The following is a 13,892-nucleotide window of genomic DNA, read 5'->3' on the forward strand; positions in this document are numbered from 1 at the left end:
GGACCTTCGTAGAGCAAAGGGTTCCCCTGCCGCACCACTTGGAGGGCGTACCGTGCACCGCCGGCACAACGGGCTGAGGACCGCCGTACTCCTCGGAGGGCTCTCCGCCCTCATCATCGTCATCGGCAGCTTCTTCGGGCGTACGGGCCTGATCGTCGCCCTCTTCGTGGCGATCGGCACCAACGCGTACGCCTACTGGAACAGCGACAAGCTCGCCCTGCGCGCCATGCGCGCCCGCCCCGTGAGCGAGTTCGAGGCCCCGGCCCTCTACCGGATGGTCCGCGAGCTCTCGACGCAGGCCCGCCAGCCGATGCCGCGGCTCTACATCTCGCCCACCCAGGCGCCCAACGCCTTCGCCACCGGCCGCAACCCGCGCAACGCGGCCGTGTGCTGCACCGAGGGCATCCTCGCCATCCTCGACGAGCGCGAGCTGCGCGGGGTCATCGGCCACGAGCTCAGCCACGTCTACAACCGGGACATCCTGATCTCCTCGGTCGCCGGCGCGCTCGCCTCCGTGATCATGTTCCTGGTGAACTTCGCCTGGCTGATCCCGGTCGGCCGCTCCGACGACGACGACGGCCCCGGACTGCTCGGCATGCTGCTGATCATGATCCTCGGGCCCATCGCCGCCTCGGTCATCCAGCTCGCCATCTCCCGCTCCCGCGAGTACGAGGCGGACGCCTCGGGCGCCCAGCTCACCGGCGACCCGCTCGCCCTCGCGAGCGCCCTGCGCAAGCTGGAGGCGGGCACCAAACAGCTTCCGCTGCCGCCCGAGCCGAAGATCGAGACCGCGAGCCACATGATGATCGCGAACCCGTTCCGCCCGGGACAGGGCCTCTCGAAGATGTTCTCCACCCACCCGCCGATGGCCGAACGCATCGCCCGGCTCGAGCAGATGGCAGGTCGCCGCCCGTGAAGACAATCCTCAACGTCATCTGGCTGGTCCTGTGCGGATTCTGGATGTTCCTCGGCTACATGCTGGCGGGCGTCCTGCTCTGCATCACGATCATCGGCATCCCCTTCGGCCTCGCCGCCTTCCGGATCGGCCTCTACGCCCTGTGGCCCTTCGGGCAGACGGTCGTCGACCGCCGCGACGCCGGCGCGCCCTCCTGCGTCGGCAACGTGCTGTGGCTGATCCTGGCCGGCTGGTGGCTGGCGCTCGGCCACATCACCACCGGCATCGCGCTCTGCATCACGATCATCGGCATCCCGCTCGGCATCGCGAACTTCAAGATGGTGCCGGTCTCGCTGCTGCCGCTCGGCAAGGAGATCGTCCCCACGGACCAGGCCGGCTACGGCTACCCGGCCCGCTAGTGCAGGACGCGAAGTACGCGCTGCTGTCCGGGGCGCACGTGCTCGCCCTGTGCACGGGCGTCGACGGCCTGTTCGCCGAGCCCGCGCCGCCCGCCCGCGCCCGTTACGAGCTGCGCGGCTGCGAACCGCGCGGTGCGCTCTCCCGGGCCGTCACCCAGGCCGTCGTGGAGGGCACCGCGCCCTACGGGGAGCTGTTCGTGCGCACCGCGGACGGCGTGTCGGGGCTGCCGGACGCGCGCGTGCTGGGGATACGCGGCGACGTCGTCACGGTGGAGGCACGCACCCCGCCCGTGCGGCGCCGCGACCGCCGGGACGGCGTCGACTGCGTCAACCTGATACGGGTCTCTCCCGAGCCGCCGGAGACGGTGACGCACACCGAGGTGACGTTCCTCGGCTGCTCCCCGCGCGGGGCGTTACGCCATGCCGTGGAGTCCGGCGGGCGCGAGCTCCCCGCCCCCGTGACGTACGAGCGTCTCGCCTCGGTGGGTTCGGCCGCCGTCGGCACCCGCGCCGCCCGGGTCACCGGCTGGGCGCGGTCCGCCGACGCCGCGCACGCCCGGGCCGGGCTGCTCGACCTGACCGTGCTGCTCGACCGCCGCGACCTGCGTCCGCCGGCCGTGGCGGACATCTGGGAGCTGTGGTGGTGGGACCGCCCCCGGGAGCCGGGCACCTGGGCCCGCTTCCCCGTCGGGACCCGCGGCGCGTGGCTGGAGCAGGCCAGGCGTCGCTCCGAGCCGCCGGACCCGCCGGCCGCCACGTACCACCTCGACGGCACCCACGTCGTCGACGCGGACTCCTTCTGGTGCGCGCTCGGGGAGGCGTTCCGGGGCCCGGGAGGCTATCTCGCGGACGGCCTCGACCAGCTGCGGCCGCCGTTCCGGCCGGGCACCACGCTGGTCTGGCACGACTCCCGGGTGGCCCGCGGCTGCCTCGGCGTCGTGCCCCGGGCGCGGAACCGCCCGCCCACCTTCGAGGAGCTCGTCGTCGCCCTGGCCGGCTCGGGCGTCACGGTCGAGTTCGCCTGACGGCGCCCACGACGGCGTACGCGACGGTCCCCGCGGCCAGGACGCCCACCCCGGCGAGGACGGCGCCCATGGGCAGCGCGAAGGCCAGCACCCCGCAGCCGAGCAGACCGAGCGCGGCGAGCGGCCGCTCGCGGGGGCCCAGCGTGAAGGCGGCGGCGTTGGCGATGCCGTAGTAGACGAGGACGCCGAAGGAGGAGAAGCCGATGGCGCCCCGCAGATCGGCCGTCGCCGCCACCACGGCCACCACCGCGCCCACCGCGAGCTCGGCGTGGTGCGGCACCCGGAAGCGGGGGTGGACGGCCGCGAGCGGGGCCGGCAGATAGCCGTCCCTGGCCATCGCGAGGGTCGTCCGGGAGACGCCGAGGACCAGCGAGAGCAGCGAGCCGAGCGCCGCGAGCGCCGCGCCCGCGGTGACCACGGGCACCAGCCAGGCCGCGTCCGCCGCCCGCACGGCGTCCGCGAGCGGGGCCGCGGAGGCGGCGAGCCGGGGCGCGCCGAGCACGGCGAGGACGCTCACGGCGACGGCGGCGTAGACGACGAGCGTGATGCCCAGGGCGATCGGCACCGCGCGCGGGATGGTGCGCGCCGGGTCCCTGACCTCCTCGCCGAGCGTCGCGATCCGCGCGTACCCGGCGAAGGCGAAGAACAGCAGCCCGGCGGCCTGGAGCACCCCGCCGGTCGGCACGTCCCCGCCGAGGCCGAGCCGCTCGCCCTGCCCGGCACCCGCGGAGACCGTCACCACCGCGGCGAGCACGGCCAGCACGAGGGCCACGATCACCCGGGTGAGGAGCGCCGACTTCTGCACGCCCCGGTAGTTCACGGCGGTGAGCGCGACCACGGCGGCAACCGCCACGGCGTGGGCCTGGTCCGGCCACAGATAGCTCCCGACGGTGAGGGCCATCGCCGCACAGGAGGCCGTCTTGCCGACGACGAACGCCCAGCCCGCCAGGTACCCCCAGAACGGCCCGAGGCGCTCGCGCCCGTAGACGTAGGTGCCGCCGGAGGCCGGGTAGCGGGCCGCGAGCCTGGCGGACGCCATCGCGTTGCAGTACGCGACGACGACGGCCGCCGCGAGGGCGGGCAGGAGCCCCGTGCCCGCCGCGTGGGCCGCCGGGCCGAGCGCCGCGAAGATCCCGGCGCCGATCATCGAGCCGAGCCCGATGACGACGGCGTCGAACACTCCGAGTGAGCGCCGCAGTTCCTGTGTCATGCGCCGCACCCTAGCCAGCCCGGCAACCGGAGGGGCCGGTAGGGCGTCCTTCCTGGCATGAGCATCATCAGTTGGATCGTCCTCGGACTGCTCGCCGGTGTGATCGCCAAGATCCTGCTGCCCGGGCGTGATCCGGGTGGCCTGATCGGCACGACGCTGATCGGCATCGTCGGCGCCTTCCTCGGCGGCTGGCTCTCGGCCCGCTTCCTGGACCGCCCCATCGCCACCGACTTCTACGACAGCGCGACCTGGCTCTCGGCGATCGGCGGCTCCCTGGTGCTGTTGATCGCGTACCGGATCCTCTTCGGCCACTCCCGGGAGCGCTGAGCGGCCGACCCGGCGTCAGAGACCGGTCTCCCGCAGGGTGATGTTCAGACGCCCGCTGAGGCCCAGGGCCGGGTCGGCCGTCCCCGCGTACACCTTGGGGACCCCGTGGTACGCCAGCCTGGCCGGCCCGCCGAAGACGAACAGGTCCCCGGAGGCCAGCTCCACGTCGGTGTAGGGCCGCCCCCGGTTCTCGGTGTTCCCCAGCCGGAACACACAGGTGTCGCCGAGGCTCAGCGACACCACGGGGGCCGGGGAGCGCTCCTCCCTGTCCTGGTGCATGCCCATCCGCGCGCCCTCGGCGTAGAAGTTGACGAGCGCGGTGTCCGGCGCGAAACCGCCGTGCGCGCCGTACGCCTCGACCAGCGCCTCCCGCCCCAAGGCGGCCAGCCAGCCGGGCAGTTCGACCGCGACGCCGTCCAGGTACCGGTACGGCTCCCAGCGGCGCCCGAGGCAGAGCGAACGCACCGACATCACCCCGCCGCCGGGCAGCACGGTCTGCCGGTACGGGACGGGCCCGCGGCCGAAGTCACGGCAGGCGTCGACCAGTTCCCGCTGCCGCGCAGGCGGCAGCCAGCCGGGCACGTGCACCGCCCCGGGCGCGGGTGTGGCCCGCTCGCGCGGGAAGAGCCCGTCCATCAGCCCGCGGACCCGGCCGAGGACTCCAGCCCCAGGAGCCGCTCCTTGCGCTCCAGCCCCGCCGCGTAGCCGCGCAGGCTCCCGTCGGCCCCGATCACCCGGTGGCAGGGCCGCACCACGAGCAGCGGATTGCGCCCGATCGCGGTGCCCACGGCCCGCACCCCGGCCCCGGAGGAGCCGACCTGCCGGGCGATCTCCCCGTACGAGACGGTCGTCCCGTACGGGATCTCCTCCAGCGCCCGCCAGACCTTCCGCTGGAACGCCGTACCGCCCTGCGCGTACGGGATGTCGAAGCGGTCGCGGCGCCCGGCGAAGTACTCGGCGAGCTGCCCGGCGATCTCCTCGAAGGCGGCCGGGTCGCGCAGCCACCCGTCCCCGACCTCCACGGCCCCCTTCTGCCCGGGCAGCGACAGCGAGGCCAGCACGGTCCGGCCGCCCTCGACGACCTGCCCGACCAGCAGCATCTCGCCCAGGGGCCCGTCGACGTGCGCGTACACGGTGATGTCGTCCATGACTCCAGTGTGCGAGCTCCGCCCCGCGCCCGGCTGGCGGATTTCGGACACGGCCCTCATGCGTCCGCGTCCCACAGGCCGCGGGTGCCGAGGGGGACCTCGGGGAGATCCTCGTCACTCCGCTCGGCCTCGAAGAAGACCAGCTCCGTGGGATCGAGGTCCAGCGCCTCGCAGACCTCCTCGTGCAGCACGACGAAGGCCATGAACCTCTCCCGCCTCCAGGACTCGTGGTCGTCCCGGTCGCCGAAGGCGCTGAGCTCCAGGTCGAACACGTCGTCGGCCCACTGCCGGTGCCAGTCGAAGACGATGTCCGCGGCCTCGGCGATGACCTCGCCCCCCAGCTCACCCAGCTTGTCGGCGGCCGCGCGGGCGACCGACGCCGCCCTGCGGCACTCCCGGAGGTTGGCGGCCGGGAAGCCCGTGGCGGAGTACGTGAGCGCCGCCACCAGGTGGGAGATGGACGTGTGCCAGGCGGCGGTCTCCGTCTGGAAGGTCCGGTAGGCCCGGATGAGCCCGGCCCTGGGGGCGGGGTCCTCGGGCGCCACGCGGTTGGGGTCCGCGAGCCGCAGCAGCTCCTTGTAGCGGAACATGGCCTGCCGGTCGATGTCCCCGCGGTCGAAGCGCGTGTGGCAGTTCGGGCACAGCACGATCATGTTGGGGAACTCGTGCCGGCGGACGCGGTGCCAGGGCACGATGTGCGCGATCTCCAGAGGGGTCGCCCGACACGTCGGTATCGCGCACCGGTGGCCCGCCTCGACGAAGAGCTGCCGGGCTAACGGACGAGGCACCTGGGGGCGTTTCGTGGCCATGCGGCGAGCGTAATCGGCGGCACCGACAAGACGGCCGGACGAAGCGCGACCGCCCCTCCGGCCGAAGCCGGGAGGGGCGGTCCGGGGGCTTCGCCGGCTTCGGGTCAGCGGTAGTTCACGAACTGCAGCGCGAAGTCGAAGTCCTTGCCCTTGAGCAGCGCGATGATGGCCTGCAGGTCGTCCCGGCTCTTCGAGCTGACGCGCAGCTCGTCGCCCTGGACCTGCGCCTTGACGCCCTTGGGGCCCTCGTCGCGGATGACCTTGGAGACCTTCTTCGCGTTCTCCTGGGAGATGCCCTCGGTGATCGAGGCGAAGAGCTTGTACTCCTTGCCGGACAGCTGGGGCTCGCCCGCCACGTCCAGGGACTTCAGCGAGATGCCGCGCTTGATCAGCTTGGTCTGGAAGATGTCGAGGATGGCCTTGACCCGCTCCTCGCCGTTGGCCTGCATCAGGATCTTCTCGCCCGACCACTCGATCGAGGCGTTGGTGCCCTTGAAGTCGTAGCGCTGCTGGATCTCCTTGGCGGCCTGGTTGAGGGCGTTGTCGACCTCCTGCCGCTCGACCTTGGAGACGATGTCGAAACTGGAGTCGGCCATGACGTGAGGCTCCTTGCTCGGATGTGTCGGGGTACGGCACAAAGCGTAGCCACCCGCACCGCCGCGGACCCGTGATCAATCCGGTGGCGAAGCACCCCTGGGGATCAGGTATTGTTTACGTCGTTGCCAGGGAGCGCAGCCGAAAAGCGGCTCCGAGGCAGCGATCCCATGGCGGTGTGCCCGAGTGGCCAATGGGAGCGGACTGTAAATCCGTCGGCTTAGCCTACCCAGGTTCGAATCCTGGCGCCGCCACTGGAAGAACGGCCCCTGATCTGCGGAAGCGCGATCAGGGGCCGTTCTGTTGTGCCCGGACGGACGGACGGAGGACGGGCGGGCGAGCGGGCGGGCGAGCCCCCGCGCGGGCGCCGGTCCAACGTGCGCCCGCCGGAGGTCAGTTGCCCGCGACGGCCTTCACCGCGACAGTGACCGGGACCGAGCCCGAGATCACTTCCAGGGTCAGGCCCGCCGTCGCCGGGGTCTCCAGGAGCTCGGCGAGGACCGCGGCCACGTCGTCGCGCGGGATGGGACCGCGGCCCGTGGTGGCCTCCAGGCGCACCAGGCCCGTGCCGGCGTCGTCGGTGAGCATGCCGGGGCGCAGGATCGTCCAGTCGAGCGAGGAGCGGGCCCGTACGGCGTCGTCCGCGGCGCCCTTGGCCCGCAGATACGCGTCGAAGACCGCGTCCCCCTGGTGGTTCGCGTCCGCGCCCATCGACGAGACCACGAGGAAGCGGCGCACCCCGGCCCGCTCGGCCGCGTCGGCGAAGAGGACCGCCGCCGCCCGGTCCACCGTGTCCTTGCGGGCCGCTCCGCTGCCCGCGCCCGCGCCCGCCGCGAAGACGGCCGCGTCCGCGCCCTGGAGGATCCCCGCGACCTCCTCCACGGAGGCCGACTCCAGGTCCATGAGGGCCGGCTCGGCACCCGCCTCCCGCAGGGCGTCGCCCTGTTCGGGGCGGCGGATGACGCCGACCGGTTCGTGCCCCGCCGCGGCCAGCAGCCGCTCGAGACGCAGGGCGATCTGTCCGTGTCCACCAGCGATGACTACGCGCATACTCACGACCGTACGACTCAACGCGCCCCGTGGCTTCCCGGATCGGGCCGCTCAGGGCGTGTCTGCCGCGGCAGGTCCAGTGCCGCGGCCGAGTCGCAGTACTCCCGCACCGCGCTCGTCCGGGCCACCACCCGGCCGCGGTGCACCACGATCCGGCTGTACGCCAGGGACAGCACGCCCGCGAGCCGCTCGCCCCGCACCGCGAGGAGCTCCGCGGGAAAGCCCGCCTCCACCCGCACCTCCGGCAGGCCCATCGCCGCCCGCGCCTCCGCGCTCACCGCCCCGTACGCCTCCTGGGGCGGCAGCCCGCCCAGCGAGGCCAGCAGGAAGGCGGCCTCCAGCGGGTCCCCGCGGCCCACCGGGTTGGAGACGTCCCGCAGCGCCCCGCTGCCCGCAGCGACCCGCACCCCGCCCGCCCGCAGCAGCCGCACCGGCGCCGGGCCGCGCAGCTCGGTCGACCCGCAGCCTCCCTGGGGGAGCGTGACCACCGTCACCCCGGCCGCCGCCAGCTGGTCCGCCGCCCGCCGGACCGCGTCCGCGGGCAGCCGCCCGAGGCCCGCGCAGGGCCCGATCGTCACCCCGGGGCGCAGCCCCCCGGCCATCGCCGCGAGCCGGGCCAGCCGGGCCGGTTCGTCGCCGTCGGTGTGCAGGTCCACGGGGCAGCCGTGCTCGGCCGCCACCTCCAGGACCGCCTCCACGTACCCCGTCGGATCCGGGTCCAGGTCCGGGCAGCCGCCGACCACCCCGGCGCCCATCTTCACCGCGTCCCGCAGCATCGCGAGCCCGTCGGCGCCGGCCACCCCCGTGAGCAGCCGGGGCACCGCCACGGCCGTCAGGTCGACCAGGCCGCGCAGCGAGCGCCGCGCCTGCAGCACGGCCTCCAGCGGCCCGAGGCCGTCCACGCCGCCGATCCGGACCTGGGCGCGCTGTGCGGTCGCCCCGTGCCCGAGCTGGAACAGCGCCGCCTCGGTGGCCCGGCGCTGGACCTCCTCGGGGGCGTACGAGACGGGGCCGGGCCGGTCCGCGGTGAGCGCGGTGTCGGCGTGCGCGTGGGGCTCGGCGGGCGCGGGCAGCAGCAGATAGCCGGCGAGGTCGACCCGGGAGCCGACGGTCGCCAGGCTGCCGGCCGTGCCGACGGCCTCGATCCGGCCGCCGCCGAGCCGTACGTCGACGGTGCGCCCGTCGGTGAGCCGCGCGTTGCAGAGCAGCAGCGAGGTGGCGTCGGCGGTGGCCGCGGCGCCGTCCTCGGGGGGCGGCTGGGGCTGCTTGCTGTCGGCTGACAATCGGGCTCCTCGGGGCTCCAGGCTCAGGCTGGCCAAGATCAAGATCACGCAGCGTGGGCCCGAGCCTAGGGGCGCCCGCACCCGCCTTCGAGGAGGAGCGCAATAGTCGTACTGATGAGTCCACGAGTGGCCTATGAGGTGGCCGGGAGGCAGCCGCGCAGGTGGCGGGGGAAACGGATTTGGGTCCTGGGCTCAGGACCGTGTAATGTCTTCCTCGCTCGCCCCAATAGCTCAGTCGGCAGAGCGTCTCCATGGTAAGGAGAAGGTCTACGGTTCGATTCCGTATTGGGGCTCTGGTGAGAGGGATCCCGCCTTCGGGCGGGGTCCGGATCATCAAAGCGGTGTAGCTCAGTCGGTAGAGCAAGCGGCTCATAATCGCTGTGTCACCGGTTCAAGTCCGGTCACCGCTACACACGGTAGCCGATTGTGGGGTCGGTCCTGCGATCGGCTACTCTTTCATGCGTTCATCCATCCCATCCGTCCGTCAAGGAGCACTCACGTGGCTGCCACCGACGTCCGCCCGAAGATCACGCTGGCCTGCGTGGAGTGCAAGGAGCGGAACTACATCACCAAGAAGAACCGGCGTAACAACCCGGACCGTCTTGAGATGAAGAAGCACTGCCCTCGCTGCAACTCGCACACCGCGCACCGCGAGACGCGCTAACCAGGCTCGTACACGAGGCCGTCCCCCTTGGGGACGGCCTCGTGTCGTTTGTACAGGCAACACACCAGGAGGTATCGAGGCCATGGCGCTCGACCAGTCCTTCGTGGGCCGGACCTATCCGCCCACCCCGCCGTACGAGGTCGGCCGCGAGAAGATCCGCGAGTTCGCCGAGGCGATCGGCGACGCGAACCCCGCGTACACCGACCAGGAGGCCGCCAAGGCGCTCGGCCACCCGGACGTGATCGCCCCGCCGACCTTCGTCTTCGCGATCACCTTCAAGGCCGCGGGCCAGGTCGTCGAGGACCCGCAGCTGGGTCTGGACTACAGCCGTGTGGTGCACGGCGACCAGAAGTTCGTCTACACCCGTCCGGTGCGGGCCGGGGACCGCCTCTCGGTCACCACGACCATCGAGGCGATCAAGTCCCTCGCCGGCAACGACGTCCTGGACATCCGCGGCGAGGTCCACGACGAGACCGGCGAGCACGTCGTGACCGCCTGGACCAAGCTCGTGTCCCGCGCCCCCGAGGAGGCCTGACCGTGACCGCGAAGATCGCTTACGACGAGGTCGAGGTCGGCACCGAGCTGCCCGCGGCGACCTTCCCCGTGACCCGCGCCACGCTCGTGCAGTACGCCGGCGCCTCCGGTGACTTCAACCCCATCCACTGGAACGAGAAGTTCGCCCGCGAGGTCGGCCTGCCCGACGTCATCGCCCACGGCATGTTCACCATGGCCGAGGCGATCCGCGTCGTCACCGACTGGGCCGGCGACCCGGCCGCCGTCGTCGAGTACGGCGTCCGCTTCACCAAGCCGGTCGTCGTCCCCAACGACGCCGAGGGCGCCGTGATCGAGGTCTCCGCCAAGGTGGCCGCCAAGCTCGACGACCAGCGGGTACGGGTGGACATCACCGCCATGAGCGCCGGCCAGAAGGTCCTGGGCATGTCCCGGGCTGTGGTCAAGCTCGCCTGACGCCGTCAGCGCCACGGGCCCCTCCCGCGCGGGAGGGGCCCGTACTCTTGAGCCCGTGCAGCAGCTCAACGACGCCCCCCTCGCCCCCCTGACCACCTTCAGGCTCGGCGGGCCCGCCACCCGGCTCGTCACCGCCACCACCGACGACGAGGTGATCGCCGCGGTCCGCGAGGCCGACGCCTCCGGCACTCCGCTGCTCGTCATCGGCGGCGGATCCAACCTGGTCATCGGTGACAAGGGCTTCGACGGCACCGCCCTGCACATCGCCACCACGGGCTTCTCCCTCGACGGCACCCGCCTGGAGCTGGCGGCCGGCGAGGTGTGGACGGACGCCGTCGCGCGGACCGTCGAGGCCGGGCTCGCCGGCATCGAGTGCCTGGCCGGCATCCCCGGCTCCGCGGGCGCCACCCCCATCCAGAACGTCGGCGCCTACGGCCAGGACGTCTCCGCCACCGTCACCGAGGTCGTCGCGTACGACCGGCGGGCCGAGCGGACGGTCACCCTCACCAACGCCGAGTGCGCCTTCTCGTACCGGCACAGCCGCTTCAAGGAGCAGCCCGACCGCTATGTCGTGCTGCGGGTCCGCTTCGCGCTCGAGGACGCCGGCGGGATGTCGGCTCCGATCGCCTACCCGGAGACCGCCCGCGCCCTCGGCGTCGAGGCCGGCGACCGGGTGCCGCTCGCCAAGGCCCGGGAGACGGTCCTGGCGCTGCGGTCCGGCAAGGGCATGGTCCTGGACCCGGAGGACCACGACAGCTGGTCGGCGGGGTCCTTCTTCACCAACCCGATCCTGACCGCGGGGGAGTACGAGGCCTTCCGCGCCCGCGTCGCCGAGCGCCTCGGCGCCGAGGCGGTCGCGCCGGCCTACCCCGCGGGCGAGGACGGTGCGATGAAGACCTCGGCCGCCTGGCTGATCGACAAGGCCGGCTTCGTGAAGGGCTACGGCTCCGGGCCCGCCCGCATCTCCACCAAGCACACCCTCGCCCTCACCAACCGGGGCGAGGCCACCACCGAGGACCTGCTCGCGCTCGCCCGCGAGGTCGTGGCCGGGGTGCGCGAGGCCTTCGGGATCACGCTCGTCAACGAGCCGGTCATGGTGGGCGTCGCGCTGTAGGGATCTTGGATCCGCGATTCAGTACGCCACTCCCACGCCCTGCTTCACCGTCGCCGGATCGTCGATCATCGCCAGCATCGCGTGCGCCACGTCCGCGCGGGCGAGGGAGCGGCCGCGGGGCGGATTGCCGCCCACGACCGAGCGGTAGCGACCGGTCAGGGGCCGGTTCGTGAGCTTGGGCGGGCGGACCGAGGTCCAGTCGGTGGCGCTCGCGGCGAGCTCCGCCTCCATCGCGCGCAGGTCGGCGTAGACGTCCTTCAGCAACGAGTTGACGATCGCGAGCATCGCCTTGTCGACGACGGCCTGACCGTCGGGGACCGGGCCCACGGGGGCCGCGCTGACCACGAGGAGCCGACGGGTGCCGGCCGCCTCCATGGCCCGCAGGACCGAGCGGGTCAGCCGGGCGGCGACACCGGCGTCCGCCCGGGTGCGGGCACCCAGACCCGAGAGGACGGCGTCCCGGCCCGCCACGGCCTCGCGCAGGGCCTCGGGCTCGGAGAGGTCGGAGCGGAGCACCTCCAGCCTCCCGCCCGGCACCCTGAACCCGGCCGGATCGCGGACCACGGCAGTCACCTGGTGGCCCGCGTCCAGGGCCTGGCGGACGATCTCCCGGCCGATGCCGCCGGTCGCACCGAAGACGGTGAGCTTCATGTCGCATCCTCCTGGGCGTGTGGCTCTAGGGGTGAGTAAGTGCTTACTCACCCCTAGAGTGGGTGTGTACTCACTCACCCGTCAAGCGTTCTCAGGAGTTCAGGAGTCCCCGTGGAGCAGAAGCCGACCCGGACGCGGCTCGTCGACGCCGCCCGCGACCTCATGCGCACGGCGGGCCTGGCCCGTACGACCACCAAGGAGATCGCCAAGGCGGCCGGCTGCTCGGAGGCGGCGCTCTACAAGTACTTCAGCAGCAAGGAGGAGCTGTTCGTCACCGTCCTGAACGAACGGCTGCCCCGGCTCGGCGACCTCCTCGGCGCCCTCGCCGTGGACCCCGAAGGGCGCGGGGTCGAGGAGAACCTCGCCGAGATCGCCCGCCAGGCCGCGCTCTTCTACGAGCAGACCTTCCCGATGGCCGCCTCCCTCTACGCCGAGCCCCAGCTCAAGCGCCGCCACGAGGAGGTCATGCGGGAGCTCGGCAACGGCCCCCACCAGCCCATCGAGGGTCTCGCCGGCTACCTCCGCGCCGAGCAGCGACACGGACGCATCAGTGCCGACGCCGACCCCACGGCCGCCGCGTCCCTGCTCCTCGGCGCCTGTGTGCAGCGCTGCTTCGCCTGGGAGATGGCCCCCGACGGGCCGCCGCAGTCCCTCGACGACTTCGCCCGGTCCATCGCCCGCACCCTGATGCGCGGGATCAGCTAGCCGGCTTCGCCAGCCAGTCGTCGATCCCCGCCAGCAGCCGCGCCCGGACGTCCTCCGGGGCGGCCGAGCCGCGGACCGACTGGCGGGCCAGCTCCGCCAGCTCCGCGTCCGTGAAGGCGTGGTGGGCGCGGGCGATCTCGTACTGCGCCGCGAGACGGGAGCCGAAGAGCAGCGGGTCGTCGGCGCCCAGGGCCATCGGGACGCCCGCCTCGAACAGGGTGCGCAGGGGGACGTCCTCGTGCTTCTCGTAGACGCCGAGCGCCACGTTGGACGCCGGGCACACCTCGCAGGTCACCCCGCGCTCCGCCAGCTTGCGCAGCAGCCGGGGGTCCTCCGCCGCCCGCACGCCGTGGCCGACCCGGGCCGCCCGCAGGTCGTCCAGGCAGTCCCGTACGGACGAGGGACCGGTGAGCTCGCCGCCGTGCGGGGCCGCGAGCAGGCCGCCCTCGCGGGCGATGGCGAAGGCCCGGTCGAAGTCACGCGCCATGCCCCGGCGCTCGTCGTTGGAGAGCCCGAAGCCGACCACGCCCCGGTCCGCGTACCGCACCGCGAGCCGGGCCAGGGTGCGGGCCTCCAGGGGGTGCTTCATCCGGTTCGCCGCCACCAGGACCCGCATCCCGAGCCCGGTCTCCCGCGAGGCCGAGTCGACGGCGTCCAGGATGATCTCCAGGGCCGGGATCAGACCGCCGAGCAGCGGGGCGTACGAGGTGGGGTCGACCTGGATCTCCAGCCAGCCCGAGCCGTCCGCCACGTCCTCCTGGGCCGCCTCGCGCACCAGCCGCTGGATGTCCTCCGGCTCGCGCAGGCAGGAGCGGGCGGCGTCGTAGAGCCGCTGGAAACGGAACCAGCCGCGCTCGTCGGTGGCCCGCAGCTTCGGCGGGGTGCCGCCCTTGAGCGCCTCGGGGAGGTGCACCCCGTACTTGTCGGCCAGTTCGATCAGGGTCGAGGGCCGCATCGAGCCCGTGAAGTGCAGATGCAGGTGGGCCTTCGGCAGAGTGCTGAGATCGCGGTAAACGTGCTCCATTGGCTGAT

General features: G+C 73.0%; 18 protein-coding genes and 3 tRNA genes. 12 read left to right on the top strand and 9 right to left on the bottom strand.

Annotation, left to right across the window (positions count from 1 at the left end):
* Window positions 1-52 precede the first annotated feature (52 nt).
* From htpX to ACH414_RS16065, 3 genes are read left to right on the top strand one after another with little or no spacing between them, the layout of a single operon-like run.
* A complete protein-coding gene (htpX, locus tag ACH414_RS16055; RefSeq protein WP_382532612.1) occupies window positions 53-916 on the top strand; it encodes a zinc metalloprotease HtpX in 864 nt (287 codons plus the stop codon).
* Window positions 913-1,314, top strand: a complete 402-nt coding sequence (locus tag ACH414_RS16060; RefSeq protein WP_382532610.1) for a YccF domain-containing protein — start codon at window positions 913-915, stop codon at window positions 1,312-1,314. The genes htpX and ACH414_RS16060 overlap by 4 nt, the downstream gene beginning before the upstream one ends.
* A complete protein-coding gene (locus ACH414_RS16065; protein WP_382532608.1) occupies window positions 1,314-2,339 on the top strand; it encodes a hypothetical protein in 1,026 nt (341 codons plus the stop codon). Before ACH414_RS16060 ends, ACH414_RS16065 begins: the two co-directional genes overlap by 1 nt.
* Here the strand turns inward: ACH414_RS16065 and ACH414_RS16070 are convergent.
* Window positions 2,320-3,549 carry an APC family permease gene (locus ACH414_RS16070; RefSeq protein WP_382532606.1) on the bottom strand — a complete coding sequence of 410 codons (1,230 nt, stop codon included), beginning with the start codon at window positions 3,547-3,549 and terminating at the stop codon, window positions 2,320-2,322. The two genes, ACH414_RS16065 and ACH414_RS16070, sit on opposite strands and share 20 nt — an antisense overlap.
* Before the next feature lie 57 nt (window positions 3,550-3,606).
* Here ACH414_RS16070 and ACH414_RS16075 point away from each other — a divergent pair, with 57 nt between their 5' ends.
* The gene (locus tag ACH414_RS16075) at window positions 3,607-3,876 is read left to right on the top strand and encodes a GlsB/YeaQ/YmgE family stress response membrane protein (RefSeq protein WP_382532604.1); all 270 of its coding nucleotides are present in this window, start codon (window positions 3,607-3,609) and stop codon (window positions 3,874-3,876) included.
* A 15-nt stretch (window positions 3,877-3,891) separates the two neighbouring features.
* On the opposite strand, the gene ACH414_RS16080 is transcribed toward ACH414_RS16075, so the two are convergent.
* The 4 genes from ACH414_RS16080 to ACH414_RS16095 form a co-directional block, all read right to left on the bottom strand.
* Window positions 3,892-4,512 (bottom strand): alpha-ketoglutarate-dependent dioxygenase AlkB family protein, encoded by a 621-nt coding sequence (locus ACH414_RS16080; RefSeq protein WP_382532602.1) that lies wholly within the window; start codon window positions 4,510-4,512, stop codon window positions 3,892-3,894.
* Window positions 4,512-5,024, bottom strand: coding sequence for a methylated-DNA--[protein]-cysteine S-methyltransferase (locus tag ACH414_RS16085; RefSeq protein WP_382532601.1), 513 nt, complete (start codon window positions 5,022-5,024; stop codon window positions 4,512-4,514). Before ACH414_RS16085 ends, ACH414_RS16080 begins: the two co-directional genes overlap by 1 nt.
* 56 nt (window positions 5,025-5,080) lie before the next feature.
* On the bottom strand, window positions 5,081-5,833 hold the full coding sequence (locus tag ACH414_RS16090; protein WP_382532599.1) for an HNH endonuclease: 753 nt from the start codon (window positions 5,831-5,833) through the stop codon (window positions 5,081-5,083).
* A gap of 104 nt (window positions 5,834-5,937) precedes the next feature.
* Window positions 5,938-6,429 carry a YajQ family cyclic di-GMP-binding protein gene (locus ACH414_RS16095; RefSeq protein ID WP_382532597.1) on the bottom strand — a complete coding sequence of 164 codons (492 nt, stop codon included), beginning with the start codon at window positions 6,427-6,429 and terminating at the stop codon, window positions 5,938-5,940.
* A 170-nt stretch (window positions 6,430-6,599) separates the two neighbouring features.
* Between ACH414_RS16095 and ACH414_RS16100 the strand changes: the two genes are divergently transcribed.
* A tRNA-Tyr gene (locus ACH414_RS16100) sits at window positions 6,600-6,681 on the top strand.
* A gap of 139 nt (window positions 6,682-6,820) precedes the next feature.
* Here the strand turns inward: ACH414_RS16100 and ACH414_RS16105 are convergent.
* Together ACH414_RS16105 and ACH414_RS16110 are read right to left on the bottom strand one after the other, a co-directional pair.
* On the bottom strand, window positions 6,821-7,477 hold the full coding sequence (locus ACH414_RS16105) for an NAD(P)H-binding protein (protein ID WP_382532595.1): 657 nt from the start codon (window positions 7,475-7,477) through the stop codon (window positions 6,821-6,823).
* 17 nt (window positions 7,478-7,494) lie between these two features.
* Window positions 7,495-8,760 carry an amidohydrolase family protein gene (locus ACH414_RS16110; RefSeq protein WP_382532593.1) on the bottom strand — a complete coding sequence of 422 codons (1,266 nt, stop codon included), beginning with the start codon at window positions 8,758-8,760 and terminating at the stop codon, window positions 7,495-7,497.
* A 220-nt stretch (window positions 8,761-8,980) separates the two neighbouring features.
* Here ACH414_RS16110 and ACH414_RS16115 point away from each other — a divergent pair.
* From ACH414_RS16115 to ACH414_RS16140, 6 genes are all read left to right on the top strand, one after another.
* A tRNA-Thr gene (locus tag ACH414_RS16115) sits at window positions 8,981-9,053 on the top strand.
* A gap of 44 nt (window positions 9,054-9,097) precedes the next feature.
* Window positions 9,098-9,170 (top strand) — tRNA-Met (locus ACH414_RS16120).
* 89 nt (window positions 9,171-9,259) lie between these two features.
* Complete coding sequence (gene rpmG, locus ACH414_RS16125) at window positions 9,260-9,424, top strand: 50S ribosomal protein L33 (RefSeq protein WP_003956487.1); 165 nt, start codon at window positions 9,260-9,262, stop codon at window positions 9,422-9,424.
* 82 nt (window positions 9,425-9,506) lie between these two features.
* The gene (locus ACH414_RS16130; protein WP_382532591.1) at window positions 9,507-9,959 is read left to right on the top strand and encodes a MaoC family dehydratase N-terminal domain-containing protein; all 453 of its coding nucleotides are present in this window, start codon (window positions 9,507-9,509) and stop codon (window positions 9,957-9,959) included.
* 2 nt (window positions 9,960-9,961) lie between these two features.
* Window positions 9,962-10,390, top strand: a complete 429-nt coding sequence (locus tag ACH414_RS16135) for a MaoC family dehydratase (protein WP_382532589.1) — start codon at window positions 9,962-9,964, stop codon at window positions 10,388-10,390.
* Window positions 10,371-11,504, top strand: a complete 1,134-nt coding sequence (locus ACH414_RS16140; protein ID WP_398942261.1) for a UDP-N-acetylmuramate dehydrogenase — start codon at window positions 10,371-10,373, stop codon at window positions 11,502-11,504. Before ACH414_RS16135 ends, ACH414_RS16140 begins: the two co-directional genes overlap by 20 nt.
* Before the next feature lie 18 nt (window positions 11,505-11,522).
* Here the strand turns inward: ACH414_RS16140 and ACH414_RS16145 are convergent, their stop codons facing one another.
* Window positions 11,523-12,155, bottom strand: coding sequence for an NAD(P)-dependent oxidoreductase (locus ACH414_RS16145; RefSeq protein ID WP_382532587.1), 633 nt, complete (start codon window positions 12,153-12,155; stop codon window positions 11,523-11,525).
* Between the two features lie 111 nt (window positions 12,156-12,266).
* Here ACH414_RS16145 and ACH414_RS16150 point away from each other — a divergent pair, with 111 nt between their 5' ends.
* Window positions 12,267-12,860 (top strand): TetR/AcrR family transcriptional regulator, encoded by a 594-nt coding sequence (locus ACH414_RS16150; protein ID WP_382532585.1) that lies wholly within the window; start codon window positions 12,267-12,269, stop codon window positions 12,858-12,860.
* On the opposite strand, the gene ACH414_RS16155 is transcribed toward ACH414_RS16150, so the two are convergent.
* Window positions 12,853-13,884 carry an adenosine deaminase gene (locus ACH414_RS16155; protein ID WP_386565289.1) on the bottom strand — a complete coding sequence of 344 codons (1,032 nt, stop codon included), beginning with the start codon at window positions 13,882-13,884 and terminating at the stop codon, window positions 12,853-12,855. The two genes, ACH414_RS16150 and ACH414_RS16155, sit on opposite strands and share 8 nt — an antisense overlap.
* Between the last annotated feature and the right edge of the window lie 8 nt (window positions 13,885-13,892).

Origin of the sequence: Streptomyces sp. NPDC020422 (assembly GCF_044386705.1) — a bacterium.
GTDB lineage: Bacteria > Actinomycetota > Actinomycetes > Streptomycetales > Streptomycetaceae > Streptomyces.

Bases quoted from the DNA above. Each gene is read 5' to 3' on its own strand.
- ACH414_RS16105 (WP_382532595.1), bottom strand. From the start codon at position 7,477: ATGCGCGTAGTCATCGCTGGTGGACACGGACAGATCGCCCTGCGTCTC.
- ACH414_RS16095 (WP_382532597.1), bottom strand. From the start codon at position 6,429: ATGGCCGACTCCAGTTTCGACATCGTCTCCAAGGTCGAGCGGCAGGAG.
- ACH414_RS16090 (WP_382532599.1), bottom strand. From the start codon at position 5,833: ATGGCCACGAAACGCCCCCAGGTGCCTCGTCCGTTAGCCCGGCAGCTC.
- ACH414_RS16155 (WP_386565289.1), bottom strand. From the start codon at position 13,884: ATGGAGCACGTTTACCGCGATCTCAGCACTCTGCCGAAGGCCCACCTG.
- ACH414_RS16145 (WP_382532587.1), bottom strand. From the start codon at position 12,155: ATGAAGCTCACCGTCTTCGGTGCGACCGGCGGCATCGGCCGGGAGATC.
- ACH414_RS16075 (WP_382532604.1), top strand. From the start codon at position 3,607: ATGAGCATCATCAGTTGGATCGTCCTCGGACTGCTCGCCGGTGTGATC.
- ACH414_RS16080 (WP_382532602.1), bottom strand. From the start codon at position 4,512: ATGGACGGGCTCTTCCCGCGCGAGCGGGCCACACCCGCGCCCGGGGCG.
- ACH414_RS16070 (WP_382532606.1), bottom strand. From the start codon at position 3,549: ATGACACAGGAACTGCGGCGCTCACTCGGAGTGTTCGACGCCGTCGTC.
- ACH414_RS16085 (WP_382532601.1), bottom strand. From the start codon at position 5,024: ATGGACGACATCACCGTGTACGCGCACGTCGACGGGCCCCTGGGCGAG.
- ACH414_RS16130 (WP_382532591.1), top strand. From the start codon at position 9,507: ATGGCGCTCGACCAGTCCTTCGTGGGCCGGACCTATCCGCCCACCCCG.